23 protein-coding genes and 2 pseudogenes are annotated in these 21,851 nt (G+C 61.0%); 14 read left to right on the plus strand and 11 right to left on the minus strand.

Annotated elements, in window-relative coordinates:
- Positions 1-58: 58 nt before the first annotated feature.
- A complete protein-coding gene (locus H1204_RS50930; RefSeq protein ID WP_180736672.1) occupies positions 59-1,732 on the plus strand; it encodes an electron transfer flavoprotein-ubiquinone oxidoreductase in 1,674 nt (557 codons plus the stop codon).
- A gap of 2 nt (positions 1,733-1,734) precedes the next feature.
- Here the strand turns inward: H1204_RS50930 and H1204_RS50935 are convergent, their stop codons facing one another.
- From H1204_RS50935 to H1204_RS50945, 3 genes are all read right to left on the minus strand, one after another.
- A complete protein-coding gene (locus H1204_RS50935; protein WP_243469180.1) occupies positions 1,735-2,979 on the minus strand; it encodes a cytochrome P450 in 1,245 nt (414 codons plus the stop codon).
- 132 nt (positions 2,980-3,111) lie between these two features.
- A complete protein-coding gene (locus H1204_RS50940; RefSeq protein WP_180736673.1) occupies positions 3,112-4,350 on the minus strand; it encodes an FAD-dependent oxidoreductase in 1,239 nt (412 codons plus the stop codon).
- Between the two features lies 1 nt (position 4,351).
- Positions 4,352-4,669, minus strand: a complete 318-nt coding sequence (locus tag H1204_RS50945; protein WP_180737013.1) for a 2Fe-2S iron-sulfur cluster-binding protein — start codon at positions 4,667-4,669, stop codon at positions 4,352-4,354.
- A gap of 254 nt (positions 4,670-4,923) precedes the next feature.
- Here H1204_RS50945 and H1204_RS50950 point away from each other — a divergent pair, with 254 nt between their 5' ends.
- On the plus strand, positions 4,924-5,622 hold the full coding sequence (locus H1204_RS50950; protein ID WP_180736674.1) for a TetR/AcrR family transcriptional regulator: 699 nt from the start codon (positions 4,924-4,926) through the stop codon (positions 5,620-5,622).
- Here the strand turns inward: H1204_RS50950 and H1204_RS50955 are convergent.
- Positions 5,567-7,105: an AMP-binding protein gene (locus H1204_RS50955; protein ID WP_180736675.1), complete on the minus strand. Its 1,539-nt coding sequence runs from the start codon at positions 7,103-7,105 to the stop codon at positions 5,567-5,569. The genes H1204_RS50950 and H1204_RS50955 overlap by 56 nt on opposite strands.
- 392 nt (positions 7,106-7,497) lie before the next feature.
- Between H1204_RS50955 and H1204_RS50960 the strand changes: the two genes are divergently transcribed.
- Positions 7,498-8,259: an SDR family oxidoreductase gene (locus H1204_RS50960; RefSeq protein WP_243469181.1), complete on the plus strand. Its 762-nt coding sequence runs from the start codon at positions 7,498-7,500 to the stop codon at positions 8,257-8,259.
- 251 nt (positions 8,260-8,510) lie between these two features.
- Here H1204_RS50960 and H1204_RS50965 read toward each other — a convergent pair whose 3' ends face one another.
- Complete coding sequence (locus H1204_RS50965) at positions 8,511-9,416, minus strand: LLM class F420-dependent oxidoreductase (protein WP_180736676.1); 906 nt, start codon at positions 9,414-9,416, stop codon at positions 8,511-8,513.
- Positions 9,417-9,610: 194 nt separating this feature from the next.
- Here H1204_RS50965 and H1204_RS50970 point away from each other — a divergent pair, with 194 nt between their 5' ends.
- From H1204_RS50970 to H1204_RS51015, 10 genes are all read left to right on the plus strand, one after another.
- Positions 9,611-10,033, plus strand: a complete 423-nt coding sequence (locus tag H1204_RS50970; protein WP_180736677.1) for an SRPBCC family protein — start codon at positions 9,611-9,613, stop codon at positions 10,031-10,033.
- 133 nt (positions 10,034-10,166) lie between these two features.
- On the plus strand, positions 10,167-10,955 hold the full coding sequence (locus tag H1204_RS50975; RefSeq protein WP_180736678.1) for an SDR family oxidoreductase: 789 nt from the start codon (positions 10,167-10,169) through the stop codon (positions 10,953-10,955).
- 97 nt (positions 10,956-11,052) lie between these two features.
- The gene (locus H1204_RS50980; protein ID WP_180736679.1) at positions 11,053-12,255 is read left to right on the plus strand and encodes an acetyl-CoA C-acyltransferase family protein; all 1,203 of its coding nucleotides are present in this window, start codon (positions 11,053-11,055) and stop codon (positions 12,253-12,255) included.
- Positions 12,256-12,400: 145 nt separating this feature from the next.
- Positions 12,401-12,673: a helix-turn-helix domain-containing protein gene (locus H1204_RS50985; protein WP_180736680.1), complete on the plus strand. Its 273-nt coding sequence runs from the start codon at positions 12,401-12,403 to the stop codon at positions 12,671-12,673.
- A gap of 533 nt (positions 12,674-13,206) precedes the next feature.
- A complete protein-coding gene (locus H1204_RS50990) occupies positions 13,207-13,422 on the plus strand; it encodes an FAD-dependent oxidoreductase (protein ID WP_180736681.1) in 216 nt (71 codons plus the stop codon).
- Complete coding sequence (locus tag H1204_RS50995) at positions 13,344-14,669, plus strand: FAD-binding protein (protein WP_243469233.1); 1,326 nt, start codon at positions 13,344-13,346, stop codon at positions 14,667-14,669. Before H1204_RS50990 ends, H1204_RS50995 begins: the two co-directional genes overlap by 79 nt.
- Before the next feature lie 59 nt (positions 14,670-14,728).
- Positions 14,729-15,241, plus strand: coding sequence for a nuclear transport factor 2 family protein (locus H1204_RS51000; RefSeq protein ID WP_180736683.1), 513 nt, complete (start codon positions 14,729-14,731; stop codon positions 15,239-15,241).
- 131 nt (positions 15,242-15,372) lie between these two features.
- Positions 15,373-15,876, plus strand: a complete 504-nt coding sequence (locus H1204_RS51005) for an SRPBCC family protein (RefSeq protein ID WP_180736684.1) — start codon at positions 15,373-15,375, stop codon at positions 15,874-15,876.
- 122 nt (positions 15,877-15,998) lie between these two features.
- The gene (locus tag H1204_RS51010; protein WP_243469182.1) at positions 15,999-16,910 is read left to right on the plus strand and encodes a TIGR03619 family F420-dependent LLM class oxidoreductase; all 912 of its coding nucleotides are present in this window, start codon (positions 15,999-16,001) and stop codon (positions 16,908-16,910) included.
- A 96-nt stretch (positions 16,911-17,006) separates the two neighbouring features.
- Positions 17,007-17,411 carry a nuclear transport factor 2 family protein gene (locus tag H1204_RS51015; RefSeq protein ID WP_180736685.1) on the plus strand — a complete coding sequence of 135 codons (405 nt, stop codon included), beginning with the start codon at positions 17,007-17,009 and terminating at the stop codon, positions 17,409-17,411.
- 244 nt (positions 17,412-17,655) lie between these two features.
- Here the strand turns inward: H1204_RS51015 and H1204_RS51020 are convergent, their stop codons facing one another.
- The 5 genes and pseudogenes from H1204_RS51020 to H1204_RS51040 all read right to left on the minus strand — a co-directional run.
- A complete protein-coding gene (locus H1204_RS51020; RefSeq protein WP_180736686.1) occupies positions 17,656-17,892 on the minus strand; it encodes a hypothetical protein in 237 nt (78 codons plus the stop codon).
- On the minus strand, positions 17,889-18,683 hold the full coding sequence (locus tag H1204_RS51025; protein WP_062826882.1) for an ATP-binding protein: 795 nt from the start codon (positions 18,681-18,683) through the stop codon (positions 17,889-17,891). The genes H1204_RS51020 and H1204_RS51025 overlap by 4 nt, the downstream gene beginning before the upstream one ends.
- A 2-nt stretch (positions 18,684-18,685) precedes the next feature.
- Positions 18,686-20,005 carry a DDE-type integrase/transposase/recombinase gene (locus tag H1204_RS51030; RefSeq protein ID WP_180736687.1) on the minus strand — a complete coding sequence of 440 codons (1,320 nt, stop codon included), beginning with the start codon at positions 20,003-20,005 and terminating at the stop codon, positions 18,686-18,688.
- A 131-nt stretch (positions 20,006-20,136) separates the two neighbouring features.
- A complete protein-coding gene (locus H1204_RS51035) occupies positions 20,137-20,670 on the minus strand; it encodes a DUF6431 domain-containing protein (protein WP_180736688.1) in 534 nt (177 codons plus the stop codon).
- A gap of 269 nt (positions 20,671-20,939) precedes the next feature.
- Positions 20,940-21,206, minus strand: a pseudogene (locus H1204_RS51040) (transposase); the annotation flags it as partial.
- A 249-nt stretch (positions 21,207-21,455) separates the two neighbouring features.
- On the opposite strand from H1204_RS51040, the pseudogene H1204_RS52570 reads away from it, so the two are divergent.
- A pseudogene (locus tag H1204_RS52570) lies at positions 21,456-21,640 on the plus strand (glutathione S-transferase N-terminal domain-containing protein); the annotation flags it as partial.
- Between the two features lie 19 nt (positions 21,641-21,659).
- Here H1204_RS52570 and H1204_RS51045 read toward each other — a convergent pair.
- Entirely contained in the window at positions 21,660-21,836 is a 177-nt protein-coding gene (locus H1204_RS51045; RefSeq protein ID WP_180736689.1) for a hypothetical protein, read from the minus strand.
- Positions 21,837-21,851 lie beyond the last annotated feature (15 nt).

A 21,851-nucleotide genomic window follows, 5' to 3' on the forward strand; every position in this document is an offset into this window, starting at 1 on the left:
TACGGTCACCTATCAAGTCTAAGCAGTGACACGATAATCGAGTAGTGAGGAAGGCAAAATGCCCAGCGACACGCTTGTCGGCGAGTACGGCCCGCGCGATTCAATGGAATACGACATCGTGATCGTCGGCGGCGGCCCTGCCGGTCTTTCGGCCGCGATCCGACTCAAGCAGTTGGCTGCCGACAATGGCACCGAGATCGGCGTGTGCGTACTGGAAAAGGGATCCGAGATTGGTGCCCACATTCTGTCTGGGGCGGTAATGGATCCACGTGCGCTCGCGGAGTTGCTCCCCGACTGGAAGGAAAGGGGCGCGCCGCTCTCCGTCGAAGTGACGGAGGACCGCTTCCTGTTTCTGTCCGAGAAACGCGCGTTTCAAACGCCTGGCTGGATGCTCCCCGGCAACTTCAAGAACCATGGCAACTACGTGGTTTCGCTCGGGAACGTCACGCGCTGGCTCGGGCAGCAGGCGGAAGCCTTGGGCGTCGAGATCTTCCCGGGCTTCCCTGCTGCCGAACTTCTCTATCACGACGACGGCTCGGTGAAGGGCGTCGCAACGGGCAACATGGGTGTCGGCAAGGACGGCGAGCCGCTTGATAACTTCCAGCTCGGCATGGAGTTGCACGCGAAGTACACGCTGTTCGCTGAAGGCTGTCGTGGTCATCTCGGTCGCCAGTTGGTCGCGAAGTACGGGTTGGACCAGAACGCGGATCCTCAGGCTTACGGCGTCGGCATCAAGGAACTGTGGGAAATCGATCCCGCGAAGCACAAGCCGGGCCTCGTCATCCATACGGCCGGCTGGCCGCTAAAGCCGGACACGTACGGCGGCTCGTTCCTGTACCATATGGACGCCAATCAGGTGGTGGTGGGCTTCGTGGTAGGCCTCGGCTATACGAACCCCTATCTGTCGCCGTTCGGGGAGTTTCAGCGCTACAAGACGCACCCGTCGATCCATACGTTCCTCGAAGGCGGCAAGCGTGTGTCGTACGGCGCGCGCGCGATCACGGCCGGTGGCCTCATGTCGCTGCCCAAGCTCGTATTCCCTGGCGGGGCACTGATCGGCGACGAAGCGGGCTTTCTGAACGCATCGCGTATCAAGGGCAGTCATGCGGCGATCAAGACCGGGACGCTGGCTGCCGAAGCCGCGTTCGACGCGGTGCGCACCGGCCGCCGGGCCGACGAACTCGCCACGTACCCCCACGCATTCATGCAATCCTGGTTGTATCGGGAGCTGTATCGCGCGCGTAACTTCAAGCAGTGGATGGCGAAGGGGCTGTATCTCGGCACGCTGATGGTCGGGGTCGAGCAAAAGATGATGCGCGGCAATGTGCCGTGGACGCTGCATCACAAGCATGCGGACCACGAGATGTTGAAACCAGCGTCGCAATGCGAGCCGATCGATTACCCGAGGCCCGATGGCAAGCTGACGTTCGATCGGCTGTCCTCGGTGTTTATCTCGAACACGAACCACGGGGAGAACCAGCCGGCTCACCTGACTCTCAAGGACGCGAGCGTGCCGGTGAATGTGAATCTGCGCACGTATGCGGGTCCGGAGAGCCGGTTTTGCCCCGCCGCCGTCTACGAATTCGTGAAGGACGGTGACGGCAGCGACCGCCTGGTGATCAACGCGCAGAACTGCGTGCATTGCAAGACCTGCGACATAAAGGACCCGACGCAGAACATCGTATGGGTCACGCCCGAAGGCGGCGGCGGGCCGAATTATCCCAATCTATGAGTTCATTGGGGCCGAACAGCGAACGCCATCCACATCCGATCGGGTCCGTAGGCGGCGTAGTTGTCGATCCAGTGCAGGCTGTCGACACCGCGCGAAAGGCGCAAATCGGTCAGCCGCCGGGTCAGGGTCTGAAAGGCGAGGCGCAGTTCGCCGCGCGCAAGCTGATTGCCGACGCATAGGTGGATGCCGGCACCAAAACTCAGATGACTCGCACTGTTCGGGCGATCTAGGTCGATGTCCGCCGGGCAGGCGAACTGGCGGGGGTCGCGGTTCGCGGCGCCGAACCGTACCTCGACCATCGAGCCGGCAGGAATCGTCACGCCCCCGATCTCGACATCGACAAGCGCTCGCCGAAACAGTGTCTGGAGCGGTGCGGTCACACGCAACGTCTCCTCGACGAACGGACGTGCCCGATCGGGATTTTGGTCGATTTCCTCGACGAGTTCCGGGCGCTCGATCAGCGTCTTCATACCAAGCGCGAGGGTCGTCGTGGTCGTCTCGTTGCCGGCGACCAGGATCTGCAGGATCAAGCTCTGCAGCTCGCGCATGTCGAGCCGGCGCCCGTCGGTGTCGAGGTTCGCGAGGCGGCTCAGGAGCTTGTCGTCGGGCGTCGCGCGCACGCGTTGGATTTGGCCTGCCATGTACTGCTGCATTTCGATCAATTCGCGGGCGAGAATGAGCTGTTGTTCCGGCGTGACCAGCGGGTCAACGCTTTGCATGGCCACGTCCGACCATCGCTTGAATTTCGCCCGGTCTTCGCGTGCCACGCCCAACTGTTCGGCAATCACGTACATGGGCAGCGGCACAGCGAACGCGTCGAGGAAGTCAATCTCGGGCAGCCCCACGAAGCCGTCGATCAGCTCGTCAATCAGTTGCTGAATGCGGGGTTCCAGGCTCGCGACCTTCTGCGTCGTGAAGACCTTGTCGACGAGCGTGCGATAGGTGCGGTGGCCCGGGGGGTCGTTCGATACTAGCGTGTTCATGGGCGACCAGCCTTCCGTCTCGAACAGATGGTTGGCTTCCGGTGCCCAGCGATCGCCCATCACCCCGGTGTTGTTGCTCAGCGCAGCGACGTTCAGCATGGCTTTGCGCACGTCGTCGTACCGCGTGAGGATATAGTGGCCGGACTTCGGATCGCGGTACACCGGTTGCTCTTCGCGCAGCCGGGCATAGGCAGAAAACGGGCAGGCATAGACCTCGCGGTCGGCGAAGCTGATCGGCGGGTTAATGGGTTCGATGTTCATCATGTCTCCTTGCACCCAAACTTCGGGCGATGGGTGAAGCGGGCCTCGTCGAATGGCACGGGCGTCGTCTGGTTGGCCTTCAATCCGGCCGTTACGAAAACGCGTCAAGGGCGCGTCGTTAGCACACGCGGTCGCTCAAGCAGGCGCGCCACGGGCTTGCTTGAGCGCGAGGGAAGCGTTCGCCAGCAGGGCCGGTTCGATCTTTGCGCCATCGGCCACCAACGCGCGCCCTTGTGCGAAGTCACGAGCGGCATTGACGCAGTCGAGCGCGATTACCCGTCCGTGCCGCAGGTAGACAACCGAGAAGCTGCGCGTCGCCATGTCGCCACGGACCACGGTCTGGTCGTAGCCCGTCGATAGCCCCACGGTCTGCAACTTCAAGTCGAATTGGTTCGACCAGAACCACGGCACCGCGTGGTATGGACATGGGTCGCCGACGATGGTGCGCGCCGCTGTGACGGCCATGTCTATCGCGTTCTGAACCGATTCGAGTCGAACCTGCGCGCCGTCGGCGAACGGGTTCCGGTGAAGCGCGCAGTCGCCAACGGCCAGGACGCCGGGCAGGCTGGTGCGTGCGAACGCGTCGACTGTGACGCCGTCGGAGCCCGCGGCGCCGGCTGCGATCAGAGGCTCTACGGCCGGGACGATGCCGATGCCCACGACCACCATCTCCGCGGCCAGGACGCTGCCATCGTGGAGCCGCACACCGGTGGCGCGGCCATCGCATGTCTCGATGGCATCGACCATTGCGCCGAGTCGAACGGCGACGCCTCGTGCGCGGTGTTCAGCCTCGTAGAACCGTGACAGCGCTTCACCGGCCACACGTGCCAGCACCCTGTCGCGGGCCTCCAGCACGGACACCGACTTGCCCTTCGCCACCAGTGCCGCGGCTACTTCCAGGCCGATGTAACCGCCACCGACGATCACGACACGCTGAACGCCTGTCATTGCGCGCTTGATTCCCTCCGCATCGGCCCGTGTGCGTAGGACATGTACCCCCGCAGCCTCCGCGCCCGGGCAGCTCAGCGGGCGCGGCCGTCCACCGGTGGCCCAGACCAGCCGGCCGTAGCCGAAGGTCTCGTCATCCGCGTCGCGCACCGAGTGGGCGACCGGGTCGACGACGACGATACGGTGGCCGGTCAACACCTGCACATTGCGTTCGGACCAGAACGGTGCCGGACGGACCAGCAGGCGGTCAAAGGGTTTTTCGCCGCTGAGGAACTCCTTGGAAAGCGGCGGCCGCTCGTAGGGCAGTTCGGGCTCGTCACCGACCAGCGCGATGCTCCCGTCGAAACCCTGCTGTCGCAGGGCCAGCGCAGTGTGGGCACCGGCATGGCCCGCACCGACGATCAGCACGTCGTACGAACGCGCCATGTCACGCCTCCTCGGCGACGGTTACGCGCATGCCATCCAGAGCTTCGGTGAACGGGATCTGGCACGACAGGCGCGAGGTCGCGTCGCGCGATTTGGCACTGTCGAGCAGATCGCTCTCTTCGCCGTTCATCGGCGGCAGCCGGTCGGCAAACTTTGGATCGACGTACACATGGCAGGTTGCACACGAGCAACACCCACCGCACATCGCGAGCATTTCGTCGATGCCATGGTCGCGGATCAGTTCCATGACTGAACGGCCATCACCGGCCTCGATGACCGACTCGGCGCCATCGCGCCGCATTACGACTAGGCGGGCCATCAGGCGCACCTCACCGGTTGAACGTGTGGACAGACGCCGGACCGCTTTGGGCGGCCGGCCGGACCTTGGCTGACTAAGGGCGTCATTGGCATGGTGTCTCCTGGCTCGCGTGGCCCATGCCACTTTGAGCCCATTTGATTGAATATCGTAATGTACGGTACGATATGGTATCGTACATATTGAGTGACTCGATTGTCAAGACGATGCAAAGCAAGCGAAGCTCACGGCGCGATAGTGAAATGGAGACGGGGACCGTGGCGATCAGAAACTTGAAGAAGCGACAAGCGATCCTGGAGGCGGCGTACCAATTGTTCCGTACCAACGGCTTCGAGAGGACCTCGGTGTCCGCGATAGTGGCAGTCGTTGGTGGGTCCAAGGGGACGATCTATGCCCATTTCGGGTCAAAGGAGAAGCTTTTCGTCGATTGCATGTTCTCCGTGCCCGAGTATTCGATGGCCCGCATGCTCAAAGGCTTGCACGCCGAGGGGAAGGATCTGGATGCGCAGTTGCGGGAATTCGGCGAATCCTTCCTCCGCCTTGCGTGCACTCCGGAGGTCGTCTCGGTTCGGCGCCTGATGATCAGCGAGGCGCAGCGCGGCGGTGTTGGCCGGATGTTCTACGAAAGATTCCAAGCCTTCCAGCAGGAACTTGCCTCGTTCGTCTCGACATGCATGGCGCACGGGCGGTTGCAGCGGGCCGACGCGCACATTGCCGCCACACAACTGCGCTTGTTGCTCGAGGCGGAGGTGATCGACCCACTGCTGCTGTGTGCGACCGACGGCCCGATTGCCGACCTCGATGTCCGGCGCATGTCCCACTGCGCCATTGACACGTTCTTGCGTGCCTACGCGCGGAAGGACGTACAGACTACCGAACCGGCACCTCAAGCGCCGCGGCTCAGTTCGCGTCCGGTGGCTGATGCTGACGCAGGCGTTCGCGCAGCTCGCGTCTAAGCAGCTTGCCCGTTGGCGAGCGGGGCAACTGTTGCACGAATTCAAAGCGGGTCGGTGCCTTGATGCGGCCCAGCCGCGCCTCGCACAGCGCCGGCAGGTCGCGTCGAAGCGCGTGCGCGTCGTGTCCGGATTCGGCGACAACGAACGCGACAGGACGTTCGCCGAATTTCTCGTCCTTGGCGCCGATCACGCCCACATCGGCCACGCCTGCCATTTCCAGCAGCGCGGCTTCGATCTCCTGCGGATAGATGTTCACGCCACCGGAGATGATCATATCGTCCATGCGGTCGGCCAGGTACAGATAGCCTTCTGCGTCGAGGTAGCCGATGTCGCCGAGGGTCTGGTAGCCCTGCGGGCTCGTTCGATTCGCCGTCTTGTTCGGCTCCTCGAAATACTCGAACGGCGTCACGCCAGAGAAGTAAATGCGCCCCGTGCAACCAGGCGCAAGCTCGCGGAAGTTTTCGTCCAGCACATGCGGCACCCCCTTGACGGTGCGCCCGACCGAGCCTGGATGGTTCAGCCACTCCTGCGTGCTGATCATCGTCAGGCCGACGCCTTCGGAGCCCGAATAGTACTCGACCAGGATTGGGCCCCACCAGTCAATCATCGCGCGTTTCAAGGACGGTGGACACGGCGCGGCCGCGTGCAGCGCCACGCGGTGCAAGGGCGCTTGGAAGTCGCGCCGCGTTGATTCAGGCAGTTTCAACAAGCGCAGGAACATAGTAGGCACCCATTGCGAGTGCGTGATGCGATGCATCGCGAGCAGTTGCAGCGCCTCGGCCGCATCGAACTTGCGCATGCCGATCACGCAGCCGCCCGCAGCGGTCACCGCCAGTGCCGCTCGCAATGGGGCCGCGTGGTAGAGCGGCGCCGTGGACAGATAACGCACGCCCTCATCAAAGCCGAAGAGCGGAATCAGGTCCGCGGCAAAGCTCGGTGTTGCCCGCAGATTGGCGGGCGGCAGAGGACGCCAGACGCCCTTTGGCGCGCCCGTGGTGCCCGATGTGTAGAGCATCAAGGCGCCAGGTGTTTCGCCGACTCGCGGCCGCTCGCTTTGGCCCCCCATCTCCTCGCTCAGCGAGCGGAAGCCCGGCACCGCATCACCGTGCCAGAACCAATGTCCCACGGCAGCGCAGTGCGCAGGCAGTTCCGCCACGTGGGTTTGCGCCGATCGGTCGGCAACCACCAGATGGGCCCGGCAATTTGCGATGATGGCGGCCGTATCGTGAAGCGTGAACGTGGTGGCAATCGGCGTGTAGTACAGACCGCTGCGCCAGGCGGCCCAAGCCATGACCAGCGTGAACGGCGAGTTGGTCAAGCTGGCTGCGACATGGTCGCCACGCTTCAGCCCGAGGGCGTCGAAAAGCCTCGCCAACTGATTGGCCTGGGCTTCCAGTTCCGCATAGGTGAGCGCGGCATCGCCGATCTGCACGGCGATTTGCTCGGGGTGGCGCGCTGCCCAGTGGCGTAGATCATGGATCATGGCGGTAAATTGTAATTGACGGGGAACTGCTGCACGGCGCGCGCCGATCCTAGGCGATCGCGACGCACGCAGCCCCCGTGCGAGGTCACGCTACTTATGAGTTCAGTGGACTGCGGGACCGCGTTTCTATCCGCAATCAAAGTATGCGTGCGTGCCACTGCGCGCAGAGGCGGATTGTGTCACGTGTGTCTCGTCGGCCGCGGCTAACCGTTGTAACTCTACAATATGTTATGCGGCAATACCATTTTTGCTATCGACCCCCGATGTTCTATCCGGAGCTGGCGGATCGAATGAGGTTGGCGGTGACTAGTTTGGTTGGTGGGTCGTGCGAACTTCGGTTTGCTTGAGTCTGCGACGCCCCTTTTCTGAACAAACGGTAAGTGAGGACACAGATGAGCAAGGGACGTCTGGCTGGAAAGATAGCGATTGTCACGGGCGGTGCATCGGGGATGGGCGCTGCCACAGTAAAGCGATTTCGAGCCGAACGTGCGGAAGTCTTCGTGGCCGATATCCAGGAGGATCTTGGCGGCGAAGTGGCCAAGGAAACGGGGGCGACCTTCGCACGCCTCGACGTTGCGAGCAATGAAGATTGGATAGGCTTGGCTGCCCTGGTGGAGAAACGCTTTGGGCGCCTTGATGTTCTATTCAACAACGCGGGCGTTGTCGGCGGCGAAAACACTGTGGATCAGATCGATCTTGCTGTATGGAATCGACTAATTTCGATCAATCAGACTGGGGTGCTGCTCGGTTGCCACCACGCCGTCAAGTTGATGCGCCGGAATCCGGGAGGTTCTTCCGGCTCCCTTATCAACACGGCGTCTACTGCGTCATACGTCGCGTTGAGTCATGACATCGCATACAGCACCACAAAGGCAGCGGTGCGGAATCTAACGAAGGCGGTCGCTGTTTGGTGTGCTCAGGCCAAGACAAACATTCGCTGCAATTCCATCCATCCTGGGTCGATCGACACGGCTATTTTTTCGCATGCCGTGCCCGCGGGGACCGATATGGTCCCAATCATGAAGGCGCTGAACGCGATGGCCCCCATGGGGCGCATGGGCCGGCCCGAGGAGGTTGCCGCGGCCGCAGTTTTTTTGCTTCGGACGAAGCACCGTTCATTACGGGCGCCGAGTTGGTTGTCGACGGGGGCATGATGTCGGTGCATCCCCACCTTCCGCGAGAAACAACGACGTTCAGCGACGCGTCGACAGGCTCAGGGGCAGGTCTCATGGCGTGTTCGCGTCTCGCAATGGCCGGGGACGCGTCCGAGCTGCACTACTGTACGTGTTGGCCGCAGGTGCAGCTCCACTATGAGTTCTCCTTGTTGAACTGGCGAAGAGCGATGCAGCCGGCAGGTTCGAGCTCATGGTGCCCGTTTTGGGCATGTCGAGTTGCGTGGACGTCGCTACGAATTCGGGAAACTTGGCAGTAGATCGGCCGCTAAAGCATCGACGGTCTTTTCAAGCGTATCTGGGTCGTGGGAATTGAGGGCGTATATGAAATGCGTGGCGCCCGCATTGGCGTATTCGGCTGCAATCGCGACGATGCGATCGGCGACATAGCCCTTGATCGTCGACCGGAGCTCCGTGTCCGTCACCGCGACGTCGTCAAGTGCGATGTTGAACCGCATGCAAACATCGAGGGAGTTGGCATCTCGACCTTCCGCGGCCGCGATTTTACGCATTGACGCTGTCCGCATGCAAAGCTCTTGCGGAGTGAGCCCGGTAGGATGCCAGCCGTCACCCACCCGGACGCAGCGACGCAGCGCTGCTTCGCTCATGCCTCCGATCCACATCGGAATCCGGCGCTCTTGGAACGGCTTAGGGGATGTATGCACGCCGCTGAAATTCCACCGGGCGCCTTGGTGGCTCGAAGAGTGTTGACTCCAGACGGCCCGCAAGACATCGAGCGATTCGTCCATGATCGCGCCGCGTTGTTCCCACGGCACGCCTATGAAATCGAACTCTTCGCGCACGTTTCCGACGCCGACGCCTAGTATCACGCGCCCACAGGAGATCTGATCGAGCGTTGCCACGTACTTGGCAAGATCAAAAGGGTGGTGAAAAGGCACGATGAGGACGGACGTACCTAAAGCGATTTGCCGGGTGCGGGACGCGACCGCAGAGAGCATGGCCAGTGGATGATAGTACGGACGGTCGCCGATTCTCGCGCGCACGTAGTCGACGTTGACGAGATGCTCGGATGTCCAAACTGAGGAAAACCCGCGCTCCTCCGCACGGACCGCAAGATCTATAAGCCTCGACGCATCCAAGACGCCCCAGTTATTCGCTATCGATATGCCGATTTTCACGAAGTGCCCCACGCAAGAAGGAGCCGGGATCGGCCCACCGAAGGATGCGGCTGCGTCGACGCGCGATCGTCACGCCACTACGATGTAGATCGCCATATAAGATATTGTACAATATCATATTGTAGAGTCACAATACGGCTGTTGATAAGCGACAGCCTGACCTGGTCGCGAGTCTGACCAATCGAGGCCATGCAATGACCATTGTCGTCACTGATTTCATCAAGGCGCCTATCGAGCGAGTGTGGACGATCGTCGCCGACTTTGGCGGACTCAAGTGCTGGCACCCGGAAGTCATTCGGTGCGAGACCGTTGGCGACGGTGTCGGCGCACTACGGACGGTGCACTTCCATGACTGGTGGGCGACCGAGCGGGTCGAGCGCCTGGACGGTCTTGAGCACGTCATCAAGTACACGGTCGTCGAATGCAGCCGAGCAGCGAACATTGGCGTAAAGGGTTGCATTACGCTGACACCGCTTAGCGCGACTTCCACTCGCATCGACTGGGTGGCCGGCTTGGATCTTTATAGCGAACATGCCGCGGACGTGAACATGGCACTCAAGGCCTACTATCCCACCCGGATTGGTCATCTGAAGGCGGCGCTTGGGTTGCTTGGATAGTTTCAACGATTCAGTGCGATGCGGTTGTCGCCCATATCTATGAGCGGCGCCAATCGCGTAAGCTCGTATCGGCGGAAGTCCAACGGTAGAACGTCCAGCGATCGATTTTTGTCGCTTATACGGAAGGAACGAAATGGATCTGGGTATTCGAGGGCGAAAAGCGATTATCAACGGAGGGAGCGCCGGCCTTGGTCTCGGAACAGCATGTGCGCTGGCTCGCGAAGGCGTCGAGCTTTTCATCTCGGCTCGTAACGAAGCAAGGTTAAACGATACCTGCGAAGCGATCCGTCGCACCACCGGCGCGAAGGTGGAAGCTATAGTCGCAGACCACGCGACGGCAGAAGGGCGGGCGCGAATTCTAGCCCGCTGCCCAGAGCCGGATATCCTTGTTGGCACTTGTTCGCCACCACCGTACATCGAGGATTTTCGCTCGATTTCAGAGGATGACTGGCGTCGTAATTTCGAGCTCACGATCATTTCTCCGGTCGAGTTCATGCGGTGCGTGGTCGACGGCATGGCTGACCGCAGGTGGGGGCGCATCTTGAACATCGCGACCGCAGCGGCCAAGTTCCCCCACCCTTGGCGAATCTTGTCGGGCGCGCCACGGTCGGCACTGACAAATTACTCTGTCGCGGTGGCTCGACAGGTCGCTCAGTACAACGTCACGATCAACACATTACTTCCTGCGATGCACGATACGGATGGGATCCGCGCGATCTATGGTGCTAAGGCAGTCGCGAACGGCACGGATGTAGATGTGGAGATTGCCGAGGCAGTACGATCGATCCCGATTCCTGCGGGCCGGTTCGGTTCGGCCGACGACTTTGGTTGCATCGCAGCGATGTTTTGCGCTGAGCAAAGTAATTACATCACCGGGCAAAGCCTGGTGGTCGATGGCGGCGTGACGAATTCTTTGTTCTGACGCGCTCGTCGCGTCAAAGACGACTTCACTGCCGCGCTTGCATGACGCAAAGGCCCAAAGGCGGCGGCTGACGAATGGGCCGATTTTCCATCATTTAATGGGCGAGGAGGTAATCGTGAGCAAGCGTGACGTGGTGGTCCTTTCGGCGGTTCGGTCGGCAATCGGAAGTTTCGGCGGAACTCTCGCCGACATAGACCCCCCTGAGCTTGCCGGCATCGTAATGAAAGAGGCCGTTGCGCGCTCCGGTGTCGACCCGCTCGCGGTCAACTATGTGACGGTGGGCACTACGATTCCCACCGACAGCCGATTCGCCTACGTGGCGCGCGTGGCAGCCATCAACGCTGGACTGCCCATGGATTCGGTTGCGATGTCGGTGAACCGGCTCTGCTCATCCGGTCTTCAGGCCATCGTAACGAGTGCCCAGAGCGTGCTGCTCGGTGACTGCGACTTCGGCATCGGCGGCGGCGTCGAGGTGATGAGTCGAGGCGGCTATTTGTCCACCGCAATGCGCTCGGGCGCACGCATGGGCGACACCCAACTCGTCGACATGATGGTTGCCACATTGACCGACCCGTTCGGCGTGGGTCAAATGGGCATTACTGCCGAGAACCTGGTCACCAAGTGGGGTATAACGCGTGAAGAGCAGGATCTGTTGGCCGTTGAATCGCATCGCCGGGCGGCACGGGCAATCGCGGAGGGGCGTTTTAAATCACAGATCGTCCCGATCGTCAAGCGAACGAAAAAGGGAGAGGTGATCTTCGACACCGACGAGCACGTGAAACCGAATACCTCGCTGGATATCCTTGCTGCGATGAAACCGGCGTTCAAGAAGGACGGGTCGGTTACCGCCGGCAACGCATCGGGCATCAACGACGGCGCGGCCTTTCTCGTGATTGCCGATTCGGCAGCAGCGGCCGCCGCCGGTCATAAGCCGATTGCCAGGCTCGTGTCTTACGCAGTGGCTGGCGTGCCCAACGAAATCATGGGCGAGGGGCCGATTCCCGCCACGCGGCTGGTCCTGAAAAAGAGCGGACTCGCGCTCCATCAGATAGATATTATCGAGAGCAACGAAGCTTTTGCGGCGCAGGCCATAGCGGTGGCACGCGCGCTTGAGTTCGACACGGAAAAGACCAATCCGAACGGAGGCGCCATCGCGTTGGGTCATCCTATCGGTTGCTCTGGAGCCTTCCTTGCCACCAAGGCGATCTACGACCTGCATCGCACCGGTGGGCGATACGCGCTAGTGACAATGTGCGTTGGTGGCGGTCAGGGAATCGCAGCGATCTTCGAGCGCCTGTGAGATTGAAATCCTATTCGCGTAACGCGCGCCGCAAGATCTTTCCGGATGCCGTCTTGGGCAGGTTATCGACGATGCAGCGTCGCGGTCATTGCGGCGTTCGGCAGGATTGCACGATGGGAACATCAACGAACGGTTGAGCCAACTTATGGCAACGGTTCAAAATGATCGACTCTCGGAACTATCTGCACGTGTGTCGAACTGTCTTCTCGCGATGTTCAATCCGGAACTCCACCCCGTCGGCAGCGCAGAAATCGCCTTGACGCAGGAGGAAATAGGCTGCCTGTCTGGCATCACGGGCCAAAAGGTCAATCGCGCGGTCCGACTTCTCCAGGAAATGGGACTGGTAAGCATCAGTTATAGGCGCGTCGAGGTAACGAACTTGGAAGGACTGCGCCGCATTGAAGATTTGGCGTCCTAGGCGACGTTCTCTTCGGTCTCTTGGCGCTGCTTTGAAACCGATGCCTGTCGAACGGTCGCGACGGGGAGCGATTGAAGGCGATCGCGGTCAAAGAACTACGGCGCGACGCACGACAAGGCGGTCGAAGAGGCGGGGTTCGCGCGCTGGCTGGACGACGTGGTCGAGCGCCGCTGCGGTCCGATGACAGCGGCGCGCAAACTCGTGCTCGGGCCTGAGCTGAATTCGCGGTGCACCCCATTTTCGTTGCGATCACTATGGTATGCAAGCCGACGATATGTGTTGACACCATCTGCGGTCGACATGTACCCTGATGGCAGTCCTCGGGTGCTTATGAAGACGAAGACGCTCGACGTCGTTTTCCTGTAGAGAGGCAAACCACATGCGCAAGTTCCAGAGAGGCGACGCCGAGGCGCGCGGGATCGTCGACGTATCAGTCGATGAGGCTTGGGAGCTGCTGACTGATTGGGCGGGTCGTGACCGCAGCGATCGGCGCAGTGCCCCAGGGACGCGAAGCCTAGTTGGAGAGGTGTCAGATGGACTATGACGTCATCGTCGTGGGCGGAGGTGGCGCGGGCCTCTCAGCCGCTATCGCGGCGGCCAAGGCGGGCGCCTCTGTCATGGTGGTCGAGGCCGACACCAAGCTGGGGGGGCAACCGCTCTGTCCAGCGGTGTGGTCTATGCTGCCGGAACCGCCCCGCAGCGCGCTGCCGGGATCGAAGACACGCCGGAGGCGATGTTCAGCCACTTAATGAGCCTGAACCAGTGGTCCATCCGGCCGGCACTGGCGCGCATCTTGGCCTATGAAGGCGCCTCCATCATCGATTGGCTGATCGAGCTTGGTAACGACTTCCCGCCGCACCTCATCGTGGAATCCGGGGTCGGCGGCTGTCCGCGTGGGCATCAGTCCATCAACGGCGGCTATGGCATTGTCCAGTCCCTGATCAACCACGCGGGCTCTCTCGGCGTCGAGGTCGCTCTGGGCTCGCGCGTCGGCGGGCTACTCGTGGAAGACGGGAGCGTTGTCGGTATTCGCTCGCAGGGAACCGAACTGCGCGCGCCGAGCGTCGTGGTCACCACCGGTGGATTTGGAAACAGTCCGCAAATGATCGAACGTTTGTGGCCCACGGCCGCCGCGCACGGCGAGCGGGTCTTCTCCGTCTACCACGAGGTGCCCTTCAATGTGGGGGACGGCATCAAGATCGCCGAGGACGTTGGCGCTCGGATCACCGGCATCGACAACGGCCTGCTGACACCCAACTCGGCTCTGGCGCCGTATGACTTGGAGGCTTTTTTTCCCGAGTGGGCGATGGTGGTGAATCGCTGCGGTCACCGCTTCGCGCCGGAGGACGCCTCCTATGCAATCTCGGGCTATCTGATAAACGACCAGCCCGGGATGCACTGCTTTGTCATCTTCGACGAAGCAGCCTTTCTCGAGGCCTGCGCGGAAGACGTCGTGGTCAAGCACTATGTGAACGATCCGGGACCGGCAGGCTGGAGGGTCAGCGTGATCCGTCGCAAAATCCAGGAAGGACGGGTGAAGACGGCCGACACGCTCGAGGAGCTAGCTCAGCGATCGGACATTAACGCGGCCGGTCTGATTGCGACCGTCGAGCGCTACAACCAGTTTGCCGATGCGGGGAAGGACGAGGATTTCCTCAAATCGACCAGCAAGTTCTACCCGATCCGCAAGGGCCCGTTCTATGCCGTGAAGATGCGCGCTTCCACGATCACGTCCTGCCATGCCGGCCTCGACATTGACAATGATGGCCGTGTGCTCGACCGAACCGGGACAGCCATCCGGGGCCTCTACGCCGCCGGCGAGGTCTTGGGGTGCACCCTGGGCCGACGGTATGTCGGCGGCGGCATCGGCGTGGCCAACGCCCTCACCTTTGGCCGGCTGGCCGGCGCCTCGGCCACCAAAGACGCCAAGGGTCTGTGCGGCGGCGCTGAACGTCAGATTCCCAGAATTCTAGGAAATTCGGTTGCAAATACTTAGCCCGATCTGGGTGCTATTCGCCCGGACCCGGGCGCAAAGAACAGTTGAAGGATCGCACGATGACGCTCGACGAGTTTACTGCGCTGCATGAGATCAGCCAGACCAAATACCGCTACCTGCGTGGGGTCGATACCCAGGATTGGGAGTTGCTTCGCAGCTGCTTCACCGACGATGCAAGTGTTTGGTACAACCAGGGGAAATTTACCGCCGAGGGCGCCGACGAAATCATCGCGAGGCTCAGGGCGTGGTTCCTTCCGGTTGTCTACAGCAGTCATATCGCACTGCAGCCGGAGATCCAACTGACCGGTCCAGACACCGCCAAGGGTACCTGGCGGCTGCAGGATATCGTTCACTTCAAGGGTCCGGTGCCCGACCCGGTGAGGAACCTGACCGGCGGCGAGGAAATCACCGGCGCCGGATATTACTATGACGACTACCGCCGTGTGGACGGCCAATGGAAGATCGCGCGCACAGGCTATGTCCGCTTGTTCGAGCAGATCGCCCGCCGTGCCGGCCGCGATGACGTGGAGGTCAAAGGCGTCGACGAACGCGGCGTCAGAAAAGCGCCTTAGCGGCGCCGTATCTTCGAGACCGGTGAGGCGCAGGGGCGCCGGGGGAAATCGCCAGTGCCTGTTAAGCCGTCCTGCTGGATCCAGCCACAGTTCCAAATTCTTTTGACAATCAGACCTTGAGAGGGCTTCCGATGAGCAAGGTGCAGAGGGGAAGGGCCGCCTTCGAGGGCGAGGTTTCCGCGAACATCGACGATGTCTGGGACTTGCTGCTCGACTGGGCCAATCTCGATTGGCTTCTCAACGATGTGACCGAGGAGGGGATGGAGCTCGGCCAAGTCCATCTCGAGGGCGAAAAGGACACACAGTTTCGCGTTCGCGTAATGACTCGCTCCAATGTGGAGGGAAGCGGCCTGCCGCTGGTGAACCGCGAAGTCCTGCTGCGTGAAGACCGCACGGCCTACAGGTTCTATTACGATTGCGTGGACGGCTTCCTCCACGGCATCAGGAACTATATCGCCAACTGGGCTCTCGATCCGCTTCCAAATAATCGCTGCCACATAAAAGTCGAAGCGAATTTCGACGTGATGGAGACCGGGGATATCGACAAACTTCGTGAGACGCTCGTAGCGGTCTACGACTCCATGATCCGAGGTCTCAATGTGCATTTCGAGAAGCAGTATGCGCAACGGGCCTGATCGAGAAGTGAGACGCCGATGACTTCGGAGCATATCGCTTGGCGAAGCTGTCGGCGTCCTAGCGGCGCGGAGGCTCGCATTTTGCGTGACACCCGTCAGCGTGGCCCTTCTATTCAATATAGATGCTCAAGGCGAGCAAGGAGATAATATTGCGCTTCAATTTATCAGTCACTCATGGCGACTACGAAGATTGGCCCGTGATGGCAGTTGCAGCGGAAAACGCCGGCTTCGACGTCTTTTCCATACCTGATAGCATTTTCTATCCGGAGGAAACCGACTCTATTTATCCCTATAACGAAACCAAGGCCATTAGAGACTACATTAAAAATACGCCATTCGTAGAAACCTTTGTTGTCCTTGCCTGGCTGGCGGGGCAAACCAGCCGGATAAAGCTATTTTCGAACGTCCTCAAGACAGCGTCTCGCCAGCCGATCCTTCTGGCCAAGCAGATTGCGTCTCTCGCTGTGGTTTCAAACAACCGCTACATCTATGGAGCCGGCATCGGGCCTTGGGCGGAAGACTATGTCTATAACAACCTTCCGTGGGAAGAGCGGGGGGAATTATTGGATGAATCGATCGAGATATTGCGCGGCCTTATGACCGGGGAGGCCTTCTCCTACGAAGGTAAGCACAACAGATTTGGTCCGATCAGAATCAATCCTACGCCCACTCTGCCCGTTCCCGTTGTAATCGGAGGTCATTCCAAGCCCGCTTTACGTCGAGCGGCCCGGATCGGCGATGGCTGGACGGCCGTCAATATGAAGTTCGACATGATGAAGGAGACCGTCGAAACGCTGACCAGCCTTCGGCGCGAGTATGGAAAAGAAGGCGACGACTTTCAAATTCATGCGCGGGAGTCGGATTTCCGAACGGGCGGCCAAGGAAGCGTGGACCTCGATCACTTTCGTCGACTTGAGGAAATTGGGGTCACCGACTACGGAGTGGTGCTGTTACCCCCTTCCCGAGTTCCGGTTGCCGCCAAGCTCGACGCGATAAATCGCTTCGGCAGCGACGTGATCGCGAAGCTCCGCTAACCGTCGCAGGAACGTCGAGACCTAAACCAATAATTGGTGGTCCGCCCCGCCAAGCCTCGGTGCGCGGGGGGTCTTGCTCAAAGGGAGGATTCAAGGATGTCGGTCGAACAGCAAAATATCCAGATTGTTAAAGACGCTTACGCGGCCAACGCGCGCGGAGAACTCCAAGGGTTCACGGCCAGCTTCACCGCCGAGACCGAGATCCATGAGGCTGCTTCTCTGCCCTATGGCGGCGTCCACAAGGGTGTCGACAGTTTTCCAAGGCTCATGGGCCTGGTGAAGGAGCATTTTTCCAGCCCCAAATTCACCCAGCACAAAATGATCGCCGATGGCGACGACGTGATCTTGGTGGGGGAACTCACCCTCACCGGCAGAAAATCGGGGAACACAATCTCGTTTCGGATGGTCGAGATATGGACGATCGTCGATGGGAAAACGCGAAAGTTGGAAGTGATCTATGGCGACACTGCCGCTGCCCTTCGGGCCGCCGGTCTTATCTGAACACGACAGCTGCTCGCACCTTTGGCGCAGCTCTTCCAGTGTCCTGTTGTTACGTCGCGCGCTAAACGAGACTCGGTATCGCAAGATATTGGAGGCGAGACGGCATCGGTTGTCGCGTGCTGATGGAGTGGAATCTCGGTGTGAGCGAACGTGAGACGCAGCGAAGATAGATGCACCTGCCGTCGCGCATTTGATGGACGGCACAAAGAGAACGGCCCCGGTTGTTGAGACCGGGGCCGTGTCGTCAGAACGGATCATCAATACGATGAGGCGATGGTGGTTCGCGTCGGGGCGCAGCCCACGGCTCATTGCAGCGGCGGATCTGCTCGCCGTAGGCTGCGCTAAACCACAGCAGCCAGTCGCAAAGCAGTTGCTGGATCTGGGCGGCCGCCTCGTCGCTCATTTCCGGCAGGGCCGGCGGACGGGGCATGATCTCTGGCGCCGCGCGCGATGTCTTTGCATGTTTGTCGCGCCTGTTCACCGGAATTCCTCGATGGCCTGTTGCAGCAGTTCGTCAGGCAGATGATTCAGACCGCGGGGCACGGCCAGCTGCATCGCGGTGCGCAGGATTCGCCCGGCGTGTCGCGGCAGACCACGTGAAGCCTGCCGTAGCAGCTCAAGCCCGGAGTCGGCCAGCAGCGTATGCGTGCAGCCGGCGCTCTTCAGGGCGTGCGTGATCAACTGCGCGAAACGCTCGCGCTCGATGACGGGCTTCAGTTGCACGCGCGCCTGGATACGTCCGTACAGCGCGGCATAGGGCGCACGTTCGAGCGTGGTGGCCAGATTCGGATGCGCGGCCAGCCACACGGTGAGCAGGTTGCGCGAATCGAAGGCGAAGTTCAGGAACGACGGGAAGTCGCGGAAGAACTCGATGGGCAGGTTCTGCGCCTCGTCGATGATCCATACCACCAGCAACTGCTTGCCCTCGACGAGCTCGGTGATACGCTGCTTCAGCTCGCGCCACAGGTCGGCACGCCGGTAGCTGGGCTCCAGTCCGAGCGCTCGTGCAAGCGACCGGTACAGGTCGATGCGGCCGAACTCCGTTTCGGCGAGATAAATGACGAGATAGCGATGCGGATTGAGGCTGCGAGTGAGATGGCGTAGTGCCGCGGTCTTGCCCACGCCCGGTTCGCCCGTCAGCAGGCCGATACCGGGACTGGTGAGCAGCCACTGGAAGCGCTCGGTGAGCTGGGCAAGCGCGCCATCGTCCCACAGGTCCGTCGAATCCTTGTCCAGCGGCGCGCAGCGCAGGCCGAAGTGTTGTCGGTACATGGTCAGCCCTCCGTGCGGTAATGACGCTGATGCACGAGCTCGAGCAGGTTCGGCCCTGATGCTGCGGCATGGGTGGCAGGCTGCGTCGATGGCCGCTGCCGCCGGCGCGTGCAGTTGGCCACCGTATCCAGTTCGGTGGCGAGGCCCAGGGCCTGCCCGGTCTGGCTCTCGACGCGTAGGACGGTGCCGGCGTGCGGATCAACCACGAGCACGACCATCTGTCCGGTGAGCTCGTACGGGACCTCAAAGCGTTTGCCGTTGAACGACACGGTGCCATCACGACGCACATGGCGCGAGATGCGATGCAGGAACAGTTCGTCCAACCGCGCAGCGAGTGTGCCGAGCTGCCGGATGCGCGGCAGGTCCCGCTGGTAGCGTGAGAGCGGCGTGTGCTCGCCAAGTGCACCGTGTTTGCGGCGATGGTAGACCTGCTCGATCCATGCCCATAGCCGGGCGTTCAGGTCCGCCATGTCACGGATATGCGTCGCGTCGAGTTCGGCAAGGAACTGTTCGCGTAACGTGCGGTGCCAGCGCTCGAGCTTGCCTTTGCTGGTCGGCTGGTACGGCCGGCAATGCACGAGCCGGATTGACAGTTGCGCGCAGATGCCCTGCAGCGTTGAGGCACGATAGGCGGCGCCGTTGTCGACGACGAGCGTCTTCGGCACGCCGCGTCTGAGCAGCGCCTGCTTGAGCACGCCTTCAATGTCGAGCGCCGTCTCCGAGGTGCAGAACGCGCAATGGGCGATCAGCCGCGAGGCGTCGTCCATCAGCGACACGAGGTACGTCTTTGTACGCTTGCCGCCGAAGGACAGTGTCGGGCCGTGCAGCACATCGCCGTACCAGATTGAACCGGCATACTCGGCCTCGAAGCTGCGTTTCTCCTCAGGCACGACATCGGGACCGGCAATGCGTGAGATGCCGTGCGCCTTGAGCAGACGATGCACCGCGCAGCGCGAGAGCGTGTCGCGTGGCACCACGCCGGCGGCCTCCAGCAGCAGCCGGATCTGGCGGATCGATCGGCGCGGGCTCTCGCGTTTGGCCGCGAGCACGGCGCCCTGTATGGCTTCAGGCAACTTCGAGCGGCCCACATCAGTACGGGCGTGATCGGCGAGTCCCGTCAGACCATCACGTCGCCATGCGTAGTACCACTTGAGCAGCGTCTTCTCGCTGATATGACGGCGGCGCGAGCCGGGAATGGCGTATTCCTGCTGCGCGAGCTGTTGAACGATCTGCTGCAGCTCGCCGTGGCCCAGCCGTTCGCGGCTGACGAGCGGACCGAGCACCGACAGGCGAAACAGGGCCTTCGGATCGACTTCGTTCATAGGTGTTCCCCGTAAAAATGAAGGACCCCATATGAAACCGCCAATGCGCGAGCTCGGGCAGTGAGCAAAGTGTGTGGGGTACCCGTTGCAGCGCAGACTTCGCCGTCGCGCAGCGAACGAGAATTACCCGATCACGGGACAGCGACACTGTCGTGATCGAGCCAGGCCATCGCTTCGCACAGTGGCATCAACTGGAGACAGGCGAGCCAGAAAGTGGCGAAGCCTACGCTGCGTCCGAGCGATGCAAACCGGCTGCGCAGATGAAAGGCGAAATGCTCATGCCTGGTCTCCAGCCATTGCCACCATCGCCGCACGGTGTGATGCCCGAGCGCGAAGATCGCAGCGGTACGGCGCAGCGAGGCGCCCGCGATCAGCAGGAGCAGCACCTGCTGCTGCAGCGCCCAGCCATACCAGCGGCGCGGGCAGATGCACAGCGGCAGGCGCGAACAGGTGCGTCGACACGACGGACACCGGAAACGCGGTATCGGAAGCGGATTGAGATCGCCGTCGGCGCTGCGGTCAGCCTTGCGGTCGTAACAGCCATGCCCCCACAGGCAACCGAAGCCGCAATGCGGACAACAATCGGGACGATATGACTGGGGTGTGGCGACGACGGCGCGAAGATGTTGTTCGAAAGTGAGAAACGCAAATACAATTCGATGCATGGCCACTTTGTTCTTGATGTTCGTACGGCGTTTGGTAGACATCGCACGATATCAGAGCAACACTGGCCATCCTCACATCTGCACTGTCTCGCGCTGCTCGAGGGGATGTTCAGAAATTCCACCTCGCCGATCACGCGACAAACTCATCCCTCGATTCTCAAATTGTTCGCGACGTAACACCTGTCCCGTTAGTTTCTGGCATTAATCGTGCATACCATTGCGGTATCTTGGGAACGGAGATACCGTGATGAGAACGGGCAGACCGAGGGTTTTGCGATTTTCAGCTCCATCTGCAAGCGCTTGTTCTTCGCTCGCAGACGTGAGAGCTCCGTCTGTTCCGCCGCGACGACTTTCCTTTCGCGCCGGGGCCGTTCAGCTTGCCGGCCTCCGACGCTTTGAGCCAGTTGCGCCACGTCTGGATCGACATGCTTAGTTCGCCGGCCACGGCGCCGGGGGACGCCTTGTCCGTCCTTGACTCGTTGCACGGCTGCTTCCTTGAACTCCGCCGGGTACCCCTGGTGCGGTAGCTTGAACATTTCTTCTTTTCTTCCTCTGGGTCGAGTTGATACGCGACCTGCTGGAAGGCGAAATTTCAGGGGAAGCTCAGTGTGCCTTCCGCAATAACCGGGTTCATGGCCAAGGCTTATGCTATCCATTGGCATCGTAGATTAGTGACTGCGCAGCGCTTTCCAGGAACCGTTGCCTATGCTTTTCGAAAGGCCGAATGGTCGAGCAATGAACGACTTGCAGTTGGTGTATCCAAAGTATTCGAAGGGGGGACCATCTTGCTTTCGCTATACCACTGCGTGAGTGCACGCTCATTCCGGCCTCTCTGGATGCTGGAGGAACTCGGCTACCTTACGAACCGGTGATGTTGCCGTTCCCTCCTCGGGCGCTGGACCGCAGTTATCTTCAGGTCAACCCGCTCGGAACGGTTCCGCTGCTGATCGACGGCGATACTCGAATGACTTAGTCTGATTCGGCCTCGCTCACGGTAACAGATGACGAGGCGCTCCTGCCAGGAAAGCGCGCATGTCGATGCACACGCCTTGGTAATAGATGCATGGTTCCTCGGTCGGTGAATCTTGAGTGAGGAACATGAAACTGGCGACGATTAAAAAACCTGCGGCCGCGAGCATTAGAATCGCTCCAGTACGTCGCTTCATCGCAGTCTCCCCGTT

Source organism: Paraburkholderia sp. PGU19 (assembly GCF_013426915.1).
In the GTDB taxonomy this organism is placed as follows: domain Bacteria; phylum Pseudomonadota; class Gammaproteobacteria; order Burkholderiales; family Burkholderiaceae; genus Paraburkholderia.

Bases quoted from the DNA above. Each gene is read 5' to 3' on its own strand.
- H1204_RS50930 (WP_180736672.1), top strand. From the start codon at position 59: ATGCCCAGCGACACGCTTGTCGGCGAGTACGGCCCGCGCGATTCAATG.
- H1204_RS50935 (WP_243469180.1), bottom strand. From the start codon at position 2,979: ATGATGAACATCGAACCCATTAACCCGCCGATCAGCTTCGCCGACCGC.
- H1204_RS50940 (WP_180736673.1), bottom strand. From the start codon at position 4,350: ATGGCGCGTTCGTACGACGTGCTGATCGTCGGTGCGGGCCATGCCGGT.
- H1204_RS50945 (WP_180737013.1), bottom strand. From the start codon at position 4,669: ATGGCCCGCCTAGTCGTAATGCGGCGCGATGGCGCCGAGTCGGTCATC.
- H1204_RS50955 (WP_180736675.1), bottom strand. From the start codon at position 7,105: ATGATCCATGATCTACGCCACTGGGCAGCGCGCCACCCCGAGCAAATC.
- H1204_RS50960 (WP_243469181.1), top strand. From the start codon at position 7,498: ATGAGCAAGGGACGTCTGGCTGGAAAGATAGCGATTGTCACGGGCGGT.
- H1204_RS50970 (WP_180736677.1), top strand. From the start codon at position 9,611: ATGACCATTGTCGTCACTGATTTCATCAAGGCGCCTATCGAGCGAGTG.
- H1204_RS50975 (WP_180736678.1), top strand. From the start codon at position 10,167: ATGGATCTGGGTATTCGAGGGCGAAAAGCGATTATCAACGGAGGGAGC.
- H1204_RS50980 (WP_180736679.1), top strand. From the start codon at position 11,053: ATGGGCGAGGAGGTAATCGTGAGCAAGCGTGACGTGGTGGTCCTTTCG.
- H1204_RS50985 (WP_180736680.1), top strand. From the start codon at position 12,401: ATGGCAACGGTTCAAAATGATCGACTCTCGGAACTATCTGCACGTGTG.
- H1204_RS50990 (WP_180736681.1), top strand. From the start codon at position 13,207: ATGGACTATGACGTCATCGTCGTGGGCGGAGGTGGCGCGGGCCTCTCA.
- H1204_RS51000 (WP_180736683.1), top strand. From the start codon at position 14,729: ATGACGCTCGACGAGTTTACTGCGCTGCATGAGATCAGCCAGACCAAA.
- H1204_RS51005 (WP_180736684.1), top strand. From the start codon at position 15,373: ATGAGCAAGGTGCAGAGGGGAAGGGCCGCCTTCGAGGGCGAGGTTTCC.
- H1204_RS51010 (WP_243469182.1), top strand. From the start codon at position 15,999: ATGCTCAAGGCGAGCAAGGAGATAATATTGCGCTTCAATTTATCAGTC.
- H1204_RS51015 (WP_180736685.1), top strand. From the start codon at position 17,007: ATGTCGGTCGAACAGCAAAATATCCAGATTGTTAAAGACGCTTACGCG.
- H1204_RS51025 (WP_062826882.1), bottom strand. From the start codon at position 18,683: ATGTACCGACAACACTTCGGCCTGCGCTGCGCGCCGCTGGACAAGGAT.
- H1204_RS51030 (WP_180736687.1), bottom strand. From the start codon at position 20,005: ATGAACGAAGTCGATCCGAAGGCCCTGTTTCGCCTGTCGGTGCTCGGT.
- H1204_RS51035 (WP_180736688.1), bottom strand. From the start codon at position 20,670: ATGCATCGAATTGTATTTGCGTTTCTCACTTTCGAACAACATCTTCGC.
- H1204_RS51045 (WP_180736689.1), bottom strand. From the start codon at position 21,836: ATGAAGCGACGTACTGGAGCGATTCTAATGCTCGCGGCCGCAGGTTTT.